The following is an 18,465-nucleotide window of genomic DNA, read 5'->3' as shown; positions in this document are numbered from 1 at the left end:
TATTAGCACTTTTTTATAAAAAAAAGCCTTACTTACTTTTATATTCTACTTTTTTTTTGTCACTTAGCTAATGTCAGCTTTATAGCATAGGTACACTTTTTGTATCTTTAGATATTATAAATGAATATTCACCTAATTTGAATTGAAAAATGGATGATAATTTCTCACAAGAAGTAAAAGATGTTATATCATATAGTAAAGACGAGGCTATCAGATTAAGCCACGACTCTATTGGTACAGAGCATCTATTACTAGGACTATTAAAAGTGGAACAAGGTGAAGCGTCTAATATTTTAAATAACTTAGACATAGATATCGATTTTCTACGTCATAAAATAGAAACATTAAACCCTGCTTCTCATAATAAAGAACTGCTTAATAACAAAGTACAACTACACTTAACCAAACAAGCTGAGCGCGCATTAAGGCTGACTTATCTTGAAGTTAAACTGTTTAAAAATGACGAGATTAACTCTGTTCATTTGCTACTTTGTATATTAAAAAACAGTGATGACCCTACGACTCAGATTTTAAATAAAATGAAAGTAGATTATGATTCTGTTAAGCAAGAATATGTAAATACCAAAGATTCTGAAAGCGGTGCTTCAGAGGATTTATTTGAAAGTCCTAAAGCACAGACTTATGATGAATCAAGCCAAGATGACAGTAAAAACACTGACAACTCTGACAACATTGGAACTAAAACTTCAAAAAGAAGTAAAACTCCTGTTTTAGATAATTTTGGTCGTGATTTAACAGAAATGGCCGAAAATGGTAAGCTAGATCCTGTAGTAGGTCGTGAAAAAGAGATCGAGAGAGTATCTCAAATCTTAAGTAGACGCAAGAAGAATAACCCTCTTCTTATTGGAGAACCTGGTGTGGGTAAATCTGCTATCGCAGAAGGACTAGCACTGCGTATTATCCAGAAGAAAGTTTCTCGTATTCTATATAACAAAAGAGTCGTGACACTAGACTTAGCCAGCCTTGTAGCGGGTACCAAGTACAGAGGTCAGTTTGAGGAGAGAATGAAAGCTGTGATGAACGAACTAGAGAAGAATGATGATATCATTCTATTCATAGACGAGATTCATACTATCGTAGGTGCAGGTGGAGCTACTGGTTCACTAGACGCATCTAATATGTTTAAACCTGCTCTAGCTAGAGGTGAGATCCAATGTATCGGTGCCACTACCCTAGATGAGTTTAGACAGCACATAGAGAAAGATGGTGCTTTAGAGCGTCGTTTCCAAAAAGTAATCGTAGAACCGACTACTGTAGACGAGACGATTACTATCTTAAACAACATTAAAGATAAATACGAAAGTCATCATAATGTAACGTACACTGATGAAGCTATCGAGGCGTGTGTGAAACTTACGAATAGATATATGAGCGACCGTTTCTTACCAGACAAGGCTATCGACGCTATGGATGAAGTAGGATCACGTGTACACATCACGAATATCAATGTACCAGATAATATCGTAGATCTTGAGCAAAGACTAGAGCTAGCGAAAGAGCAAAAGAACGAAATGGTACAAAAGCAAAAGTATGAAGAAGCTGCTCGCTTAAGAGATGATGAGAAACAACTAGAGAAAGACTTAGCTATCGCTCAAGAGAATTGGGAACAGGATGTTAAGGAGAACAGAATAGTGGTTACTGAAGAGGACGTTGCTGATGTAGTATCTATGATGACGGGTATACCTGTAAATAGAATAGCGGAGAAAGAGATTACTAAACTAGCTAATCTTCCTCAGTTAATTAAAGGCAAAGTAATCGGTCAGGACGAAGCTGTCTCTAAGATCGCTAAGGCTATTCAGAGAAACAGAGCTGGACTAAAAGATCCTAATAGACCTATCGGTTCATTTATCTTTTTAGGACAGACTGGTGTAGGTAAAACGCAGTTAGCGAAAGTTATCGCTAAAGAGATGTTTGACTCTGAAGAAGCACTTATCCGTATCGATATGAGTGAGTATATGGAGAAATTCGCGATCTCTAGATTAGTAGGAGCGCCTCCAGGATACGTAGGATACGAAGAAGGTGGTCAACTAACAGAGAAAATCAGAAGAAAACCATATAGTGTAATTCTATTTGATGAAATCGAGAAGGCACACCCAGACGTATTTAATATGTTATTACAAGTGCTAGATGATGGACACCTTACAGATAGTTTAGGTCGAAAAGTTGATTTTAGAAATACAATCATCATTATGACTTCTAACATCGGAGCTCGTCAACTAAAAGACTTTGGTCAAGGAGTTGGTTTTGGAACAAATGCAAGACAAGAACAAACTGGTCAAAACTCTAAGTCTGTAATAGAAAACGCACTGAAGAAAGCTTTTGCTCCTGAGTTCTTAAACAGAATAGATGACATCATTGTCTTCAATGCTTTAGAACGCAACCATATCGACCTAATCATCGATATCGAACTTAAAAAGTTATTTACTCGTATCACTGATCTAGGTTATAACCTAACATTAAGTGAAGATGCGAAAGACTTCATCGCTGAGAAAGGATTTGATAAACAATATGGAGCTAGACCGCTAAAACGAGCTATCCAGAAGTACATCGAAGACCCACTAGCAGAAGAGATCGTAAACTCTAAAATAACGCTAGGTGATAGTATCGAAATGAAACTAAACGAAGCAAAAGACGCATTAGAAGTATTAGTTAATGCACAGTAATATAAGTAAAGGGGCTGTCTCAAATGAGACAGCCCCTTGTTTTTTTGTTAATCTGATTTATAAAAACCTTATCACTAGAGACTATGGATGATTATAATCTTTTGACTTTTGGTTTATATAAAGCGAGTACTGATGAGTACTCTCTTTACAACTACTCTTTCTTCATTAACTCTTCAATAATGTCATTCTTAAACTTACTCATAGGTCGTTTATGATAATCAACTTCATTTTTTTCAATCCCAAAAATTAAGCGATACTTTTCTTCTTCTGATATTTGCAATCCTGAAAAAATATCTAACAATATATTTAAATAATTATCATTATACTTTTTCCTCAAATCAAACAAATCTCTCAACTCTAATTCATTATGAGCAGAATAAATTTCTTTTATTTTGTTTACTTCAACTGTTTGACTAACTTTAGTATTCAGACTATCTATCTCCACACTTAACTTGTCAATATCTTTTAGATAAGAATAACTAAACTTAAAGGTCTCTTCCATAAAATATGGATGAACAAGATTATTCCAATTATCTAACCACCATCGTTTACCATCTCCTTGTCCTTTTATATGATTACAAGACGGACAAGAAGGGATCAAGTTATAAAAATTTAATGCAGCAAAAGGAAAGTGAGTCTTAGGCAACCAATGATCTAGTTGGGCTCTACTATGATTATTAACCAATTGTAAAGTATAGTTTCTATTACAATACACACAAGTACTAATATTAAGTTTATTTAAGAAAGTTAACCCGTGGTTTTTTTGAAAATAATCTTCATAGCCTGAATTTACAAATAATCTCTTTAATGTTTCACTCTCTAAAAGAACAGAATTATCATTATAAAAATCAATAAGCTCTTCTATACTACCTTCTAAAAGCATATCAACGTTATTATACAGTAAAACTTCTAATCTCTTATTTTCTAAATTAAACTTATGTATACCACTATCACAACACCTACATTGATTATCCCCACAAGCATAACCTTCTTTGTTACGCTTAGTTTTTCGCCCTCTAAGCTTAATCTTTAACCAACAACTAAGTACGCTTCTATGATATGCTTTTGCTTCTTCAAAATTCTCTATAAACAACATACTAATTCTCTTTAAAAGCAATATCCGACATCTCTTTCATTTTTACAGCCAATAAGGGCTCTCCAATAAGCTTAATATACTGTTCCACTTCTTCTTTTGAGTACTTCACATCTAACACATCTAACTCTTTCGATAATTTCTCTTTAGCCTCTTTAAAAGTCTCTTGCATAGTCTCAGAAAAGAAAGTATTAGACATATTACTATCTAACTCATTAACGCTCTTCTTAAGGTACAAAAACTTAACAATACTATTAATCTTCTCCTTAGCAAACTCCCCCATAAAACCATTATCTAAGAAAAACTCATCTGCTAACAAATCATGTATATTTGCACCAAAAGAATTAATATTATCTCCTGCCTCAGGCTTACCTTCCCTTAACTTTAATACATTCTGTGACGGTACATCAGAGAGGATAAATGGAGAGTGAGTAATGAACATTATATTAATCCTCTTTATTTGCTTAAACTTATTCTTCTTTAATAAACCTAATAAGTCACTAACAAATGTTCTTTGTTGTTCAGGGTGAAAATACAGCTCTATCTCGTCTAATATTAAATTAACATTCTCATACGAATATATATCAGTACTCTCTTGTATTGAATCTAAATTCTTCAAATGATAGACTAATGAACTCAGTAATCCTATTTTCTGAAATTGTCCTGAACTAACTGCAGAGAAAGGAACATTGTCTTTCTTTGAATAAAACTCATAATCAAAAATAGGGGGTGGTAAAAGGTCAGATAACTCAGCAAACTCATCACTATTATTTACATGCACATCAAGAACTATTTCTCCAATATCATCAATACTTTCGACAACTTCTTTCCCTAAAGAAGCCTTGTTTTCCTTGTATATATTAGAATACAAATTTAGTAAATCAATTATTTGTTTATTGCTATTGGACTCACTATAAGTTGATAATAAAAAATTAGTCCTCCTAAACTTATCTGTAATATGACTTTTATCATTACTCAACTTCTCGAAATACTCCCTGTATTTATTCCTTATTATATTTTCATCAGTTTTAAAAAAGTTATTTAAACTAAAAAAATCCGCATATTGTGAATAGTGACTATACTTACAGACCTTAAATACTTTAACGACACAATACCAGAATAAATAGTCTTTAATTTCGGTTCTTTTAATATTTTCTTCATAAGAAATATCTCCATCTCTCATTCCATAATGGTCTAATAACACATCCCTCGAAAAACTCAAGTGTAATAAACTACTAATTACATCTATATTAAAATGACCAAGCTTTTCTTCAATTTTATCTATCCTACCATCAGTTATCCCGCCTTGTTTACTTATATTATCCCTAAGTGATTGCATCGTCACCATAGGCGTCATAACATGATTAAAGATTCTTGCTATAGAAGTTTCTTTTGTTTCATATTCCGAATGAGATGGTACAATATTATTTAAAGTCTTTATAGGATCTAAAAAAATCCCTCGTATAGCATATAGAAATTTCCCAAAAGAACGGATATCTTTACTAACTTTCCTGTTATTTCTAAATTTATTAATGCTTTCTACTTGACTTAATAGAGTTTCATTCTGCTCAATCCATTTAGCCAAATAATTAACTAAGGTATCGATGTCATTAATTGAAAATTTATCAAACTTACTTATATCAGATAGGTTAGTAAATTCTTCTCCTGTCTTCTTTAAAAAATTCTGGTCTAATATATCATTAACTATTTTATTAAAACTAAATTCTTTCAAATAGAAGCCAACAGTTTCAAACTTGTAATCCGGTATAATAGTTCGATATTCAGGATTCGTAAATAATAACACTGCTAACCTATTTTTCATCAAATGTTTCTCATTTCTAACATTAATCATTGCATCTTCGCGATATGGATGAATTACTAAAGGTGTTTGATATCCATCATTCTTATGAAATACTTTACTCAGCCAAGATTGTGTGTATCGAATATTCTTAGGCTTGCCTTTCGGTAAATAATCTTCATTTCCCTCATCCATATAATCATCTTCATCTAAACCATACAGAGAGTAATTAACATACATCGTAAAAAAATCCATTGCAAAATCTTCAACCTCAATCTCTTTTTCCCCACCATTCTTAAACACTTTTAAACAGGACTTTCCTTTAAGCATCTCATATAGTTCATCATCATCAAAATCGTAGACTTCAATAAGTCCAGTATCAGGATCTTCTCTTTCTTCAGAAGATACGAACTCGAAATCTAACTTTAATTTAAAGACTTCACCTCCTTTTAGAAAGTACACCTCTGCTTTAAGTCCATTAACATAAAGTAAATCTAACAGTCCTTTTTTAGAATGAAATATAAATTTACTCGTATTATTAAGAACTCGTATTAACAATTCCACTATAGCACTCTTTCCACTTCCGTTCTTTCCTACTATAGCCTGAACATTGATATATTTTAATGAAGACTCTGTATTTTTCTGTAGAAAGAAACCATTGGGTAAGTCTGTAACATCTTCCTTTTTGACAATATAATTACCATCTTTAGATTGTTTATATGAGTTATCAAAGAAGTAAAACTCATCTTCTTGTAAGTTCTTACGAACATTATCAGAACATCCTTTCAGCGGTCGTATAGCAAGTAATTTAAAGCTCATCGTTTAGCAAATTTAAGAATACTAATATACTTCACCTCGTTCAATCTAACATACGGAAATCCGTAAACTATCCCATTTATTTAGTCTACTAACCTTATCACTCCTTCTGTTCTTCTGTAATGTTGTCAACCTCTAAGATAGAGCGTGCTCCATCGATTACTCCCTCATCAGATTGTTTACTTTTAAGGGGAGTTTCTACTTCTTTAGACTCTTTGCTGATTGATTTAGTTACTAGACGGATATAGCCAGGTGGAGTCCATTTTTTCAGTTTAGGTTCTACTGCTTCAGGAGAATTAGCTAAAGACTGGGTATCAGAAGATACTTCTAAAGGATGTGTTGGCTTCTCTGCTACAGTATGTCCTTGTCCTACTATTTCCACTTCTTTGAAGGGGTGCCTGAAAGGTGGGGTAGTTTCTTCCTTGAAAGGCGGAGTAGCCTTATCTTCTGCACTTGTATCTGCTTTTTCTAGATACTGTTTTAGAGCGATTTCACGAGCTTGCCCGATAGGGGTAACTGCTGCTACTTCTTGATTTTCACTATCTGCTTCCTGTTTTTCATTTCCTGTTTTCTGATCTACATGCTCTGTTCCCTGTTTCACGTTCTCTGCTCCCTGTTTCTCTTTCTCTTTCTCTTTTTCTACTTCCACGTTTTCAAGCTCTAGAACACCGTGAAAACAACTCGTGCTATGGACACTGCCATCAGCTGCTTTCCACATACTCCAGAAGTAAACTCTACCTTTGTCCCAATCCGTTGGTACACTAAAATGAGCATATTTATCTACGCGATTGCCAATATTAGGGATGACTACAAATTGGTCTAATTGCTCGTTATATAGCATCATTGTAAGAACATCAGTATCTAACGTTAGCGCATTAATCAGGTTATTATCCCATTGTACTTTAAACTTTGCAGTCTTAAGGCGGTTAATCTTCTTGATAACGGCAGGAGCTAGATTTCCGATAGAAAGTAAGACTTCTTCTACTATGATATGTTGTTCTCCATTAACTAGCCCTATCCCCTGTTTCATAAGTCTTGAGATCATTTGCTCTTTACCCGTAATCCACTTTTCACCATTATACACAGGTGCACAATATGCGTTGACAAAATCCTTAAACTTACTAGCAAATGTTGACACTTGACTCATTTTATCCCATTGAATCAATTGCTTCATTGTAGGTTTTTTCCTTGATTTACGCGGTTTAGCACGTATGTAGTTTTTTCCTCTCCACATCGCTCCTACCACTGTTCCTACTTTTCCTCTTACTGCACCTAGTATACCCTGTTTGATTTCTGCCATAACTTATGTTTTTTTGTGTTTTTGGTTTTCTGTTTTTTGTTGGGGCGAATTGCAATTCGCCCGTACCTTTTTCTGTTTTGTAATATATAAAAATCAGCATACCAAGCACATAAGTATCAAAAAACTTTTATATGCTGTTCAGCCTAGTGATACTCTAACTTGGTAAGTGAATACAAATTAATTAGGCGCAATAAAAGGTTGAATTATTTTCTTTTTTAGTCAGATTTCATCTTATTCTATTAAAAAAAAGGCTTAAAACGAATAGCCCATTAGAGAAGAATAAGTGCAGAATAAGAGTAGTATAATTGGGCAGAATATTGTCAGCCCAACTATTGTCCTACTATTCTCCTATTACTGTCCTATCGTAGAGCAGTCACTCCCTATTTTACAGGGATTAACGAAGGTATTAGAGATATAGTATAATTTTCATTTCTACACAAAACAACTAAATATCAACACATTACCTTAATTAGTAATTGAAAAAAACATGCAAAAAAGTACACTATAGATATTCTAGAGGCTTTATACAGGGGGTGATATAAAAAATGGGGATTCAGAAAGGTTAGGATTTGACTTTTATCATATAGAGAGGTGGTGAATAAAGAAAAAATATAAACAATTTTGAGTGGCATATCTAAACAGAACTACTTGATATGGCTAAAAACTATATGTATAAAAGAACCTCTGATTATATACTAAGATTGCAGCTCTATCCCAAAAAAAGCTAGAATAAGAGATTTTAAGCTATACTTTATCGCTAATCGTTAATTCCTAAATTACCTCATTAAATTGTAAACTCGTTGAGACTATAACTACACCTTCTAACTATACGTCAGATAAGCGATTCTAGGGAGACTGCTTCCTCTTCAATAATTGCTAAAACAAAATAAGGGCACAAACGAAATCCCCACTCCACTATACTTCTTCTTATCACATCTATAATATGTTGCGAAATCATTAAATTTTATATTTTTTTTCATTGTCATATAAAAGCATTATATTTAATACAGTACATTCGCATTAGATTTTTATTATTATATGTTAGACAAAGTTATTGTTGGTAGTGAAGAATGGTGTTCTTTTTCTACTTTAAATATCCCCGCTATTAAAGCTAGAGTTGATTCAGGTGCTAAGACATCTGCACTACACGCTATAAACATTGTTCCTTTTGAGAAAGAGGGTGAGAAGTGGGTTAAATTTGATGTCAATCCTCTTCAAAACAATGGGAAAACAATTATCCACTGTGAATCCAAAGTAGTAGATAAAAGAATTGTCAAAAGTTCTAGCGGAACTAGAGAGTCTAGATATGTTATCCAAACTGAGATATCTATCGATAACACTACGTGGGTTATAGAATTGACTTTAACGAATAGAGATTCTATGGGATATAGAATGCTATTAGGTAGAGAAGCTATGGGTGGTCGCGTATTAGTAGATCCTGAGAAACACTTCTTATTAGGTCAGCCTACAGTAGAAAAATTAGAAGAATACTATACTAAACCTAAAACAGATAAGAAAGGTCTTCGCATTGGGCTATTAGCAAGTAATCCTGAATTATATAGTAATAAGAGAATTATAGAAGCTGGTGAATTAAGAGGGCACGAGATGCACTTCCTTAATCTGAAGTATTGCTATATGAAACTAGATGCTAACCAACCAGAGATTCACTATAGAGGTGGTAGAATATTAAATGACTTTGACGCCGTGATCCCACGTATCCGCCCTAGTATGACGTACTACGGATGTGCATTAACACGTCACTTCGAGTCTCTAAAAGTCTACAGTCTTAACAATGCTGCTGCTATCACACAGTCTAGAGATAAATTATTCTCACTACAGTTATTATTAAATAACGGAATAGATATCCCTACTACTGGTTTTGCTAATTCGCCTTTAGATACGAATGACTTAATCAAGATGGTCGGTGGAAGTCCACTAATCGTAAAGTTATTAGAAGGTACTCAAGGAAAAGGTGTAGTGTTAGCCGAAACGAAGAAAGCTGCTGAGAGTGTTATTAATGCTTTCAAAAGTCTTAACGCTAACATCTTAGTTCAAGAGTTTATTAAAGAGGCTAACGGCAAAGATATCCGTTGTTTCGTAATAGACGGAAAAGTGGTTGCTGCTATCCAACGTGAGGCTGTTCCTGGAGAATTCAGAGCAAATATCCACTTAGGAGGTACTGCTTCTATAATCAAAGTAACTCCTGAAGAAAAGAAAATAGCAATTAGAGCTGCTAAAGCAATGAACCTAAAAGTAGCGGGGGTTGATATAATCCGTTCAGCTAAAGGTCCTTTATTGCTAGAAGTAAACTCTTCGCCTGGATTAGAAGGAATCGAAGGAGCTACAAATTTAGATATCGCATCAGAAATGATCAAAGCTATAGAAAAACAAGTTAAATGGTAAACTGTAAGTGATGGCTAATAACCATCACTTTTTTTTTAATTAGACTCGCATGAACCCATCTACTAACGGCTGGATAAAAAAGTATTTTACTGAGAAAAACCAATATCAAATATTCGCTTCTGATAATAGTGAGGATATCTCTACTATGGTCAGAAAAATAGGGTTTAGCTATGGTATCATCGATATAGCTGAACTTCCTGATATCTATAAAAACTTTAAATATACGCAAGAAGAACTGTCTAAGATATGCTACTTACAACTCTTAGAGAAAGTATTTAATATTCACCTGAAGTCAGATGATACAGATCAATTCATAACGACGCTAATAGACTTCTACGATATACTTATTCCTCATAAGACTAATATCATAACTGGCTTTTTTAACGATAAGAATCCCTATAGTAAACTAGAGAATATATTCTCTCTACGCTGTAAAGAACACTTCTTCTCTGAGTCTAAGAGCAACGATTTTGTGCTAAATATGATTCTATTATTCATTGATATACTTGCGTTTGAAGCTTATATCAATGAAAAAATTGATCCTAATGTATTCACACAACATATAGTAGAACAACTAAAAGAGATTACCCTTTCGTTTAAAAAGAATCAAAATCAACCCAATAAAAAGGATTTACAACTAATCACCTTTTTAGAATCTAATAAATCATTAGACACTGACCCTATCAAATTGAGGCCTAGTATCAACTTTGAAAGTAATTTTATTATTGATTACATAGTTTGCAACTCATGGGATAACGAGGCACAAGAAATTGAGTTACCGGATTTCAGTCAGGCACCCTATTCTACTATCTTATACAGTGAAGATAAACTAAAAGAGAGTATATTCTACTTTGAGAAAGTATTAGAAAAAAACAATAAAGAATATTATTACTATAAATCTAGTAACCTATTTGATAATGTGATTAAGAATTCTAGTAGTTATATAGAACTTTTACTTACTAGGAATAAAGGAAGACTAATAAAAGAATTGCAAAAGAATACGCAACTTATGAAGTTATTAGTGGACTCTACACGTAGAGATTTAAATAAGGAAGAAAAAAAGATGGTTAAAAAACAAACTATTGAAGTTATTAAAACCATCCCTTCTCTTGCTATCTTTATTTTGCCAGGAGGGACTATTCTATTACCTATTTTACTAAGGTTTATCCCTTCCCTATTGCCTTCATCATTTAATGAAAATACGGATGACTAAAAGTTATATCTTCTTAAAGCGAAGTTGATATACTTCATCTAGATCGTTATTATTCATCAGGTTTACACCTAAGTCAGTAACATATCCAGAGTTAAGTCCGTAAACCCAACCGTGTATACTCAAATCCTGATTACGAGCCCAAGCCTCTTGTACAATAGAGGTTTTCGCTAAATCATAGACTTGTTCATGTACATTCAGTTCTACAAAACGATTAAAACGAGCCACTTCATCATCTATCTGATCTAGTTCTTGATTATGTAGTCTATAAACGGTCTTGATATGTCGAATCCAGTTATCAATTAGCCCATACGACTCATTCTTCATAGCAGCTAATACACCACCACAGCCATAATGCCCACACACGATAATATCCTTAATCTTTAAGATATTAACTGCGTAGTCTAGTACACTTAGCATATTCATATCTGAGTGAATGACCATGTTAGCGATGTTACGATGTACGAATACATCACCTGGCTCTGCTCCGATGATCTCGTTAGCAGGCACTCTACTGTCCGAACATCCTATCCATAACACTGGAGGAGTCTGCTTCTCTGATAGTCGCTTAAAATAGTCAGGATTAACTGATAGTCTATCCTCTACCCATTCTCTATTGCGTTCTAATATCTTTTTGTAAAACTCACTATGTGCCATAGTCTTATTTTTTATCAATAAACATCTCTTTTACGATGTTTACCTCTCCTGTTTCTACTTTATAAAACGCACCTACGATACCTATCTCTCCTGATTCATACATCTCGCTTAATACTGTACTAGTACTAAGAATATGGTCGATAGTATACTCTACGTTGTGATAAGCTACTAAGTCCACCGCTTCTTTAGAGTGGATATCTAAGTCGCTATTATTTGCTTTTACATAATCTATAGATGGCTCTACTTTAGCTAATAAATTAGTTAAATGTCCAAGTTTAGCCCCTTTACACGCTCCTGTAATAGCCCCACAATGTGAATGACCTAATACCATAATAAGCTTGCTATTTGCTAACTTACATGCGAACTCCATCGATCCGATAATATCCTCATTCAAAACATTACCCGCTATACGTGCGCTGAATATGTCTCCTAATCCTTGATCGAAGATTAACTCTGCTGAAGTACGGCTATCTATACAGCTAAGTATAATAGCGAAAGGGTACTGCCCTTCTTTAGTAGAGTTAACTTGTTCTAATAAATTACTATGAGCTTTTAAGTTTTCCACAAAGCGTTTATTCCCTTCAGTTAAAAAAGAAAGTGCTAACTGTGGCGTAAGTGATTTTTGGTCTTCTATGTTGTGTAGTCTCATTCTAATTGTTGTTTATAATTCTAAACTGTTGACAAAAATACAAAACAATCAATATAATATGTCAAATTAATATTTTTTGAACAGATTTTTATCAATAAGGCAATTCATAAACACTATTTAACACAAAACCATCCTTCCATACTCTAACATTACTTTCTAAACGAAGCAAAAGGAATAGAACTCCCTTAGTTATTAGAATATGTTGACAGTTCATACTACTATTTTTAAATAGAAAGAATTTTAAAATAATATAAACGACTAAAACTAGCTATATCAATCACTTAATATCGTTATTAAAAGTTAACATAAATATAAAATACAAAAATATTTGCTTCTATATTAAAATAGTTAATACATTTGCAACACAAAATAACAGGAGGAAGAATTTGTACTGATTGCAACCTCGGTAAAAAATGCTAAAGCAGAAATTCATACTTCCCCTTTAGCCATTTCCTCTATTTTTAATTTATAAAAAATAATTATTATGGCTTATTACTTTACATCTGAATCAGTAAGTGAAGGACATCCAGATAAAATTGCTGACCAAATATCTGATGCTTTAATCGACAACTTTTTAGCATTTGACCAAGACTCAAAGGTAGCTTGTGAAACATTAGTTACTACTGGACAGGTTATCTTAGCTGGTGAAGTTAAATCAAATACATACTTAGACGTACAACAGATCGCTAGAGATGTAATCAAACGCATTGGTTACACGAAAAGTGAATATATGTTTGAGGCTAACTCATGTGGTATCTTATCTGCTATTCACGAACAGTCTGCAGATATTAATCAAGGTGTAGACAGAAAAAGTCCTGAAGAACAAGGAGCTGGTGACCAAGGAATGATGTTTGGTTACGCTACTAAAGAAACTGAGGATTATATGCCTTTAGCTTTAGACCTTTCTCATAAACTACTACAAGAATTAGCAGCTATCAGAAGAGAGAGTACTGAAGTTACTTATCTTAGACCTGATGCGAAGAGTCAAGTTACTTTAGAATATGATGATAATAACACTCCTATCAGAATCGTTACTATCGTTCTTTCTACTCAACATGATGATTTCATCAAACCAGTTGACAACTCAGTTGAAGCTAAAATTGCTGCAGAGAAAACAATGCAAGCACAAATAGAAAAAGACATCAAAGAAGTATTGATTGCACGTGTATTAAATAAATACCCTCAATACAAATACTTATTTGAAAACAACGAAGAAATAGAGTACTTAATTAATCCAACAGGTGTATTCGTTATCGGAGGTCCTCATGGAGATACTGGTCTTACAGGTCGTAAGATTATCGTAGATACTTATGGTGGAAAAGGTGCTCACGGTGGTGGTGCATTCTCTGGAAAAGATCCAAGTAAAGTAGACCGTAGTGCAGCTTATGCAACTAGACATATCGCTAAGAACTTAGTGGCTGCTGGTGTAGCTGACGAAGTATTAGTACAAGTATCTTATGCTATCGGAGTAGCTAAACCAACAGGTTTATACATCAATACGTATGGAACTAGTAATGTTAACCTAACAGATGGAGAGATTGCTAAGAAAGTAAGTGAGTTATTTGATCTAAGACCTTATTTCATAGAAACTAGTCTTAAGCTTAGAAACCCTATCTATAGTGAGACAGCTGCTTACGGACACATGGGACGTAAACCACAGACGGTAACTAAGGTATTCACTAGACCAGGTGGAGAAACTAAAGAAATCGAAGTAGAGTTATTTACTTGGGAAAAATTAGATAGAATAGAAGATATCAAAGCTTCTTTCAATATTTAATATATACCCATTCAATTATATAGAAGAGGAACTGTTTATAGCAGTTCCTTTTTTTTTATATATTTACTTTACACAACTATAAAGTATGGAATGGATATTAGGCCTTTTGATAATTTTAATGCTAATTATCATCTACAACAATAAGCAACAAAGAAAGAGAAAAAAAATTCTCATAGATAAACTCAAAACTAATTGGGGAATACCAAGACTAAGCAAAGATTATAATTTTGACAAAATAAGCCAATATCACAATGCTGTAAAAGATAATCAGCCAAGTTTTCAAAATATAACTTCAACTATAAATAATGATTTAGATCTAGATGATATTTACATTTATCTTGATAGAACAACTTCCGTAATAGGTCAACAATATCTCTATCATAAGCTTCATACTATAGAATCTAAAGAAAGTGTAAGAACCTTAGATGATCTAATAGACTTTTTCATCCTAGACAATGAAGAAAGACTAAAAATACAAATACTACTTTCTCCCATATCTAATAAGAACGCATACCATTACCATAGCTTATTTACTACAAATATTTCAACAAATTCTTTTAAACTTAAATTAGCTTACACCCTAAATATTATTACAGTATGTACATTATTATTAAGCATATATAGCTTAGTTTGGTCTATGCTACTACTCCCAATTTTAAGTATAAATCTAGTTCTACACTACAAAAACAAATACACTCAATATGATCATCTCAACGCGACACAATACTTTAAATATGTTTATCGAACAAACATAAAATTACAGAACATAACTAAACTATCTAAAGTATACAATTTTAAAGAGGCTAAAATAGCTAGTAAAAAGCTACAATTACTATATAAACTAACACATTTCTTTAATATAGAAAATGTATACAAAGATGAAATAACATCGTTAGTAATGTTCCCTGTAGAAATACTAAAAATAATGCTAAACATCGAAACTATCGCTTTCGAGACATTTTTAATCAATGCTAAACAAACTAAAAAAGAGCTTACTATATCATTTGAAACCATTGCAAAAATAGACATAGCTATTTCACTAGCTTCTTTACATGCCAACAACAAACTATGTAAACCTACTTTCAAAGACACTAAGGAGTTAGATGTAGAAGACTTAGCTCATCCTTTGATAGAAAAATGTACAACCAATACTTTACAGCTAAAAAATAAAAGCTTTCTATTAACAGGCTCTAATATGTCTGGTAAGACTACCTTTATAAGAACGCTAGCGCTTAACACAATACTAGCTCAAACAATAGGTTTTGTTTTTGCTACGAAGTATACAGCAGATTTTTTTCATATAAATACATCTATAAGAATCACAGATGATCTTTACAGTCAAACAAGCTACTACCTACAAGAAGTAAAACAGCTTAAACATTTTATAAAACAATCACAAATCAATATACCACATCTATATGTACTAGATGAAATTCTAAAAGGAACAAATACCATAGAAAGAATATCTGCCGCATACGCCATTTTAAAATACTTAAACAAAGAAAGAGACATTGTAATAGTATCCACACATGACCTTGAATTAATAAACTTACTAAAAGAAGAAGGGTATCAATGCCACTACTTCCAAGAAAGCATTATCAATAATGAATTAAATTTTGACTACAAACTTAAATTTGGACATCCTAAAACAACCAATGCTATCAAAATATTAGAATTACATGATTTCCCTAAAGAAATAACGGACCTAGCCTATACTACAAAAAAAATGTTCAGCTAATGAGCTGAACATTCTTCTACTTTATCTAAACATTCAAAACGAGAGTTTTGAGATCTAAATTCCGGTACTATATTTTTTAACTGTCTTACCAAGTCTTCTACATCCTCCTGCCCTTCATTCTGACAGACATAATTACACATTATTTCTAAATTAGTTCTAATCGTATTAATATCTTGATTACGTACCTTGGCGATCATTATTTTCTCATGATGGGTTTTTACAGTATTCTCATCATTTGCTAAAAGCTCTTCGAATATCTTTTCACCTGGTCTTAATCCAGTAATTTTAATATCTATATCTTCAGGATAACTATATCCGCTTAATCGAATCATACGTTTGGCTAAATCAAATATCTTCATTGATTTCCCCATATCAAACACGAATATCTCTCCTCCATGTCCCATAATCGAAGCTTCTAATACTAACTGACAAGCCTCAGGGATAGTCATAAAGAAACGTGTAATATCTTGGTGTGTTACAGTCAGTGGTCCACCGGCCTCTATCTGACGTTTAAAAAGAGGAATAACAGATCCATTTGAACCTAATACATTACCAAAACGAGTAACGATAAAACTTGTTACACCATTATCTTTTAAACTCGTTACGTATAATTCTGCTGCTCGCTTAGTCGCCCCCATCACATTAGTAGGATTAACTGCTTTATCAGTAGAAACCATCACGAATTTATTCACACTATGTTTCACAGACAAGTCTGCGATAACCTTGGTTCCCTTTACATTAGTATGAATCGCTTCATAAGGAAAAGATTCCATTAACGGTACATGCTTATATGCCGCAGCGTGATATACTAAACTTGGCTTATACAAATCAAAGATAGTATCCATCTTCTTCTCGTCACGAATATTTCCAACAACATAAACAATATCCTCTGGATGATTTGAAACCATCGTTTGTTGTACATCGTAAAGAGGAGATTCAGCATGGTCAATTAGAATTAACTTTCTAAAATTAAAACGAGCCACCTGTCTTGCTATCTCACTACCAATAGATCCAGCTGCACCAGTGATCAACACTACCTTATTGTCTATTTCTTTTGCTATAAAAGGATTGTCTAATTGAATAGCCTTACGTCCTAGTAAATCATCAATCTTTAGCTCTTTAATCTGTTTATTAGTATAAGATCCATCTAACCAATCCGTCGCTGGAGGTATGATCTTAATTTTTACAGGAAGATTCTCAAGAACCTCTGATATATCATTTAATCTCTCACGAGTAATATTCTGAATAGAAATAATAATTTCATCTATACGATTACTAGTTACAAAAGCTTCATCTAAGACAGAAGGATTGTATATTCTATATCCAGCTAATCTATTACCACCTTTACTAGGATTATCATCTACAAAACATACGATATGTGTACGAACCTTTGTATCTCCTTGTAAAGCACCTACAGTAATTATACCAGAATCACCTGCACCATAAATGATAACTCTCTTGTGGTTTCTCACATCTAAAACATAGCTACGATAAAACTGACTATAAAATAAACGTGCAAGAATTAATAATGCAGAAGTAAAGAAAAGATGCAATAAAACAAAAGAATAAGAGTATCTTAAATAATCTTCAAGATTACTCCCTAAGAACTCATTTCTCTGAAGAGAACTTATGATCATAACAATCGCTCCAGAGAACAAACAAGAAACAAAGATTGTCTCTATATCCTTAATACTAGTTTGTCTAATAACACCTTTGAAAGGTTTAAAAATAAGGAAACTTATTATGTAACAAATGAATAAAACAGGAATACGCTTAAGCATCAATTCTACAGAAAAGTTACCAAAGAAGTTAGTCAATAATATACTAGAAACAAAGTAAGTAAACAAGACAATTAACAAGTCTATCACGAAAATGATTCCCCTAGGAGTATCACGTTTTAACTGTCTTTTCAATGCATTTTTCATACTTTCTCACTTGATAATAATTACTACACTTTTCCAACTGCAAATATAATGCATAAATTGTCACTATTTTTAGCCTTCCCTAGAAATTATCGCACTTTCACCATATAAAGTACCAAACATTAAATCAAAGCCATAAAATGACAACAACTATTCTTTACTTAAACAAAAATTAAGTTTTATCTATTGATAATTTAAGATAACAAACATATAAATAAGAAAAGTACAAAACAAAAAATCCCCAACCTCATACGAGATTGGGGATTCTAAAGAAAGGCGGCGACATACTCTCCCACTGATTAGCAGTACCATCTGCGCTAGCGGGCTTAACTTCTCTGTTCGAAATGGATAGAGGTGAGCCCCGCTGCAATAACCACCTTAAATCGGTTGTTACTAAAACGTAACTAATATTTTTGAA

11 protein-coding genes and 1 rRNA gene are annotated in these 18,465 nt (G+C 33.0%); 5 read left to right on the top strand and 7 right to left on the bottom strand.

Features of this window, described 5'->3' with window-relative positions:
• Positions 1-149: 149 nt before the first annotated feature.
• Positions 150-2,684: an ATP-dependent Clp protease ATP-binding subunit gene (locus tag CF599_RS12605; RefSeq protein WP_121966377.1), complete on the top strand. Its 2,535-nt coding sequence runs from the start codon at positions 150-152 to the stop codon at positions 2,682-2,684.
• 151 nt (positions 2,685-2,835) lie between these two features.
• On the opposite strand, the gene CF599_RS12600 is transcribed toward CF599_RS12605, so the two are convergent.
• The 3 genes from CF599_RS12600 to CF599_RS12590 form a co-directional block, all read right to left on the bottom strand.
• Positions 2,836-3,780, bottom strand: coding sequence for a hypothetical protein (locus CF599_RS12600; protein ID WP_121966376.1), 945 nt, complete (start codon positions 3,778-3,780; stop codon positions 2,836-2,838).
• 1 nt (position 3,781) lies between these two features.
• Positions 3,782-6,394, bottom strand: a complete 2,613-nt coding sequence (locus CF599_RS12595; RefSeq protein WP_121966375.1) for an AAA family ATPase — start codon at positions 6,392-6,394, stop codon at positions 3,782-3,784.
• A gap of 97 nt (positions 6,395-6,491) precedes the next feature.
• Complete coding sequence (locus CF599_RS12590) at positions 6,492-7,691, bottom strand: DUF6266 family protein (protein ID WP_121966374.1); 1,200 nt, start codon at positions 7,689-7,691, stop codon at positions 6,492-6,494.
• Positions 7,692-8,729: 1,038 nt separating this feature from the next.
• Here CF599_RS12590 and rimK point away from each other — a divergent pair.
• A complete protein-coding gene (rimK, locus tag CF599_RS12585; protein WP_121966373.1) occupies positions 8,730-10,094 on the top strand; it encodes a 30S ribosomal protein S6--L-glutamate ligase in 1,365 nt (454 codons plus the stop codon).
• A gap of 49 nt (positions 10,095-10,143) precedes the next feature.
• Positions 10,144-11,307, top strand: coding sequence for an LETM1-related biofilm-associated protein (locus CF599_RS12580; protein ID WP_121966372.1), 1,164 nt, complete (start codon positions 10,144-10,146; stop codon positions 11,305-11,307).
• A gap of 3 nt (positions 11,308-11,310) precedes the next feature.
• On the opposite strand, the gene CF599_RS12575 is transcribed toward CF599_RS12580, so the two are convergent.
• Entirely contained in the window at positions 11,311-11,961 is a 651-nt protein-coding gene (locus CF599_RS12575) for a carbonic anhydrase (RefSeq protein WP_121966371.1), read from the bottom strand.
• Positions 11,962-11,965: 4 nt separating this feature from the next.
• Positions 11,966-12,610, bottom strand: a complete 645-nt coding sequence (locus CF599_RS12570; RefSeq protein ID WP_121966370.1) for a carbonic anhydrase family protein — start codon at positions 12,608-12,610, stop codon at positions 11,966-11,968.
• Between the two features lie 484 nt (positions 12,611-13,094).
• Here CF599_RS12570 and metK point away from each other — a divergent pair, with 484 nt between their 5' ends.
• Complete coding sequence (gene metK, locus CF599_RS12565) at positions 13,095-14,387, top strand: methionine adenosyltransferase (protein ID WP_121966369.1); 1,293 nt, start codon at positions 13,095-13,097, stop codon at positions 14,385-14,387.
• An 85-nt stretch (positions 14,388-14,472) separates the two neighbouring features.
• The gene (locus CF599_RS12560) at positions 14,473-16,125 is read left to right on the top strand and encodes a hypothetical protein (protein ID WP_121966368.1); all 1,653 of its coding nucleotides are present in this window, start codon (positions 14,473-14,475) and stop codon (positions 16,123-16,125) included.
• Here CF599_RS12560 and CF599_RS12555 read toward each other — a convergent pair.
• Entirely contained in the window at positions 16,122-18,050 is a 1,929-nt protein-coding gene (locus CF599_RS12555; RefSeq protein WP_121966367.1) for a nucleoside-diphosphate sugar epimerase/dehydratase, read from the bottom strand. The two genes, CF599_RS12560 and CF599_RS12555, sit on opposite strands and share 4 nt — an antisense overlap.
• 268 nt (positions 18,051-18,318) lie before the next feature.
• A 5S ribosomal RNA gene (gene rrf / locus CF599_RS12550) occupies positions 18,319-18,428 on the bottom strand.
• Positions 18,429-18,465 lie beyond the last annotated feature (37 nt).

The sequence above is a fragment of the Myroides sp. N17-2 genome (assembly GCF_002286775.1).
Taxonomy (GTDB): Bacteria; Bacteroidota; Bacteroidia; order Flavobacteriales; family Flavobacteriaceae; genus Flavobacterium.
Note: the sequence above shows the minus strand (reverse complement) of the source record. Positions and strands in the feature narration are given on the sequence as shown.

Bases quoted from the DNA above. Each gene is read 5' to 3' on its own strand.
- CF599_RS12605 (WP_121966377.1), top strand. From the start codon at position 150: ATGGATGATAATTTCTCACAAGAAGTAAAAGATGTTATATCATATAGT.
- CF599_RS12600 (WP_121966376.1), bottom strand. From the start codon at position 3,780: ATGTTGTTTATAGAGAATTTTGAAGAAGCAAAAGCATATCATAGAAGC.
- CF599_RS12595 (WP_121966375.1), bottom strand. From the start codon at position 6,394: ATGAGCTTTAAATTACTTGCTATACGACCGCTGAAAGGATGTTCTGAT.
- CF599_RS12590 (WP_121966374.1), bottom strand. From the start codon at position 7,691: ATGGCAGAAATCAAACAGGGTATACTAGGTGCAGTAAGAGGAAAAGTA.
- rimK (WP_121966373.1), top strand. From the start codon at position 8,730: ATGTTAGACAAAGTTATTGTTGGTAGTGAAGAATGGTGTTCTTTTTCT.
- CF599_RS12580 (WP_121966372.1), top strand. From the start codon at position 10,144: ATGAACCCATCTACTAACGGCTGGATAAAAAAGTATTTTACTGAGAAA.
- CF599_RS12575 (WP_121966371.1), bottom strand. From the start codon at position 11,961: ATGGCACATAGTGAGTTTTACAAAAAGATATTAGAACGCAATAGAGAA.
- CF599_RS12570 (WP_121966370.1), bottom strand. From the start codon at position 12,610: ATGAGACTACACAACATAGAAGACCAAAAATCACTTACGCCACAGTTA.
- metK (WP_121966369.1), top strand. From the start codon at position 13,095: ATGGCTTATTACTTTACATCTGAATCAGTAAGTGAAGGACATCCAGAT.
- CF599_RS12560 (WP_121966368.1), top strand. From the start codon at position 14,473: ATGGAATGGATATTAGGCCTTTTGATAATTTTAATGCTAATTATCATC.
- CF599_RS12555 (WP_121966367.1), bottom strand. From the start codon at position 18,050: ATGAAAAATGCATTGAAAAGACAGTTAAAACGTGATACTCCTAGGGGA.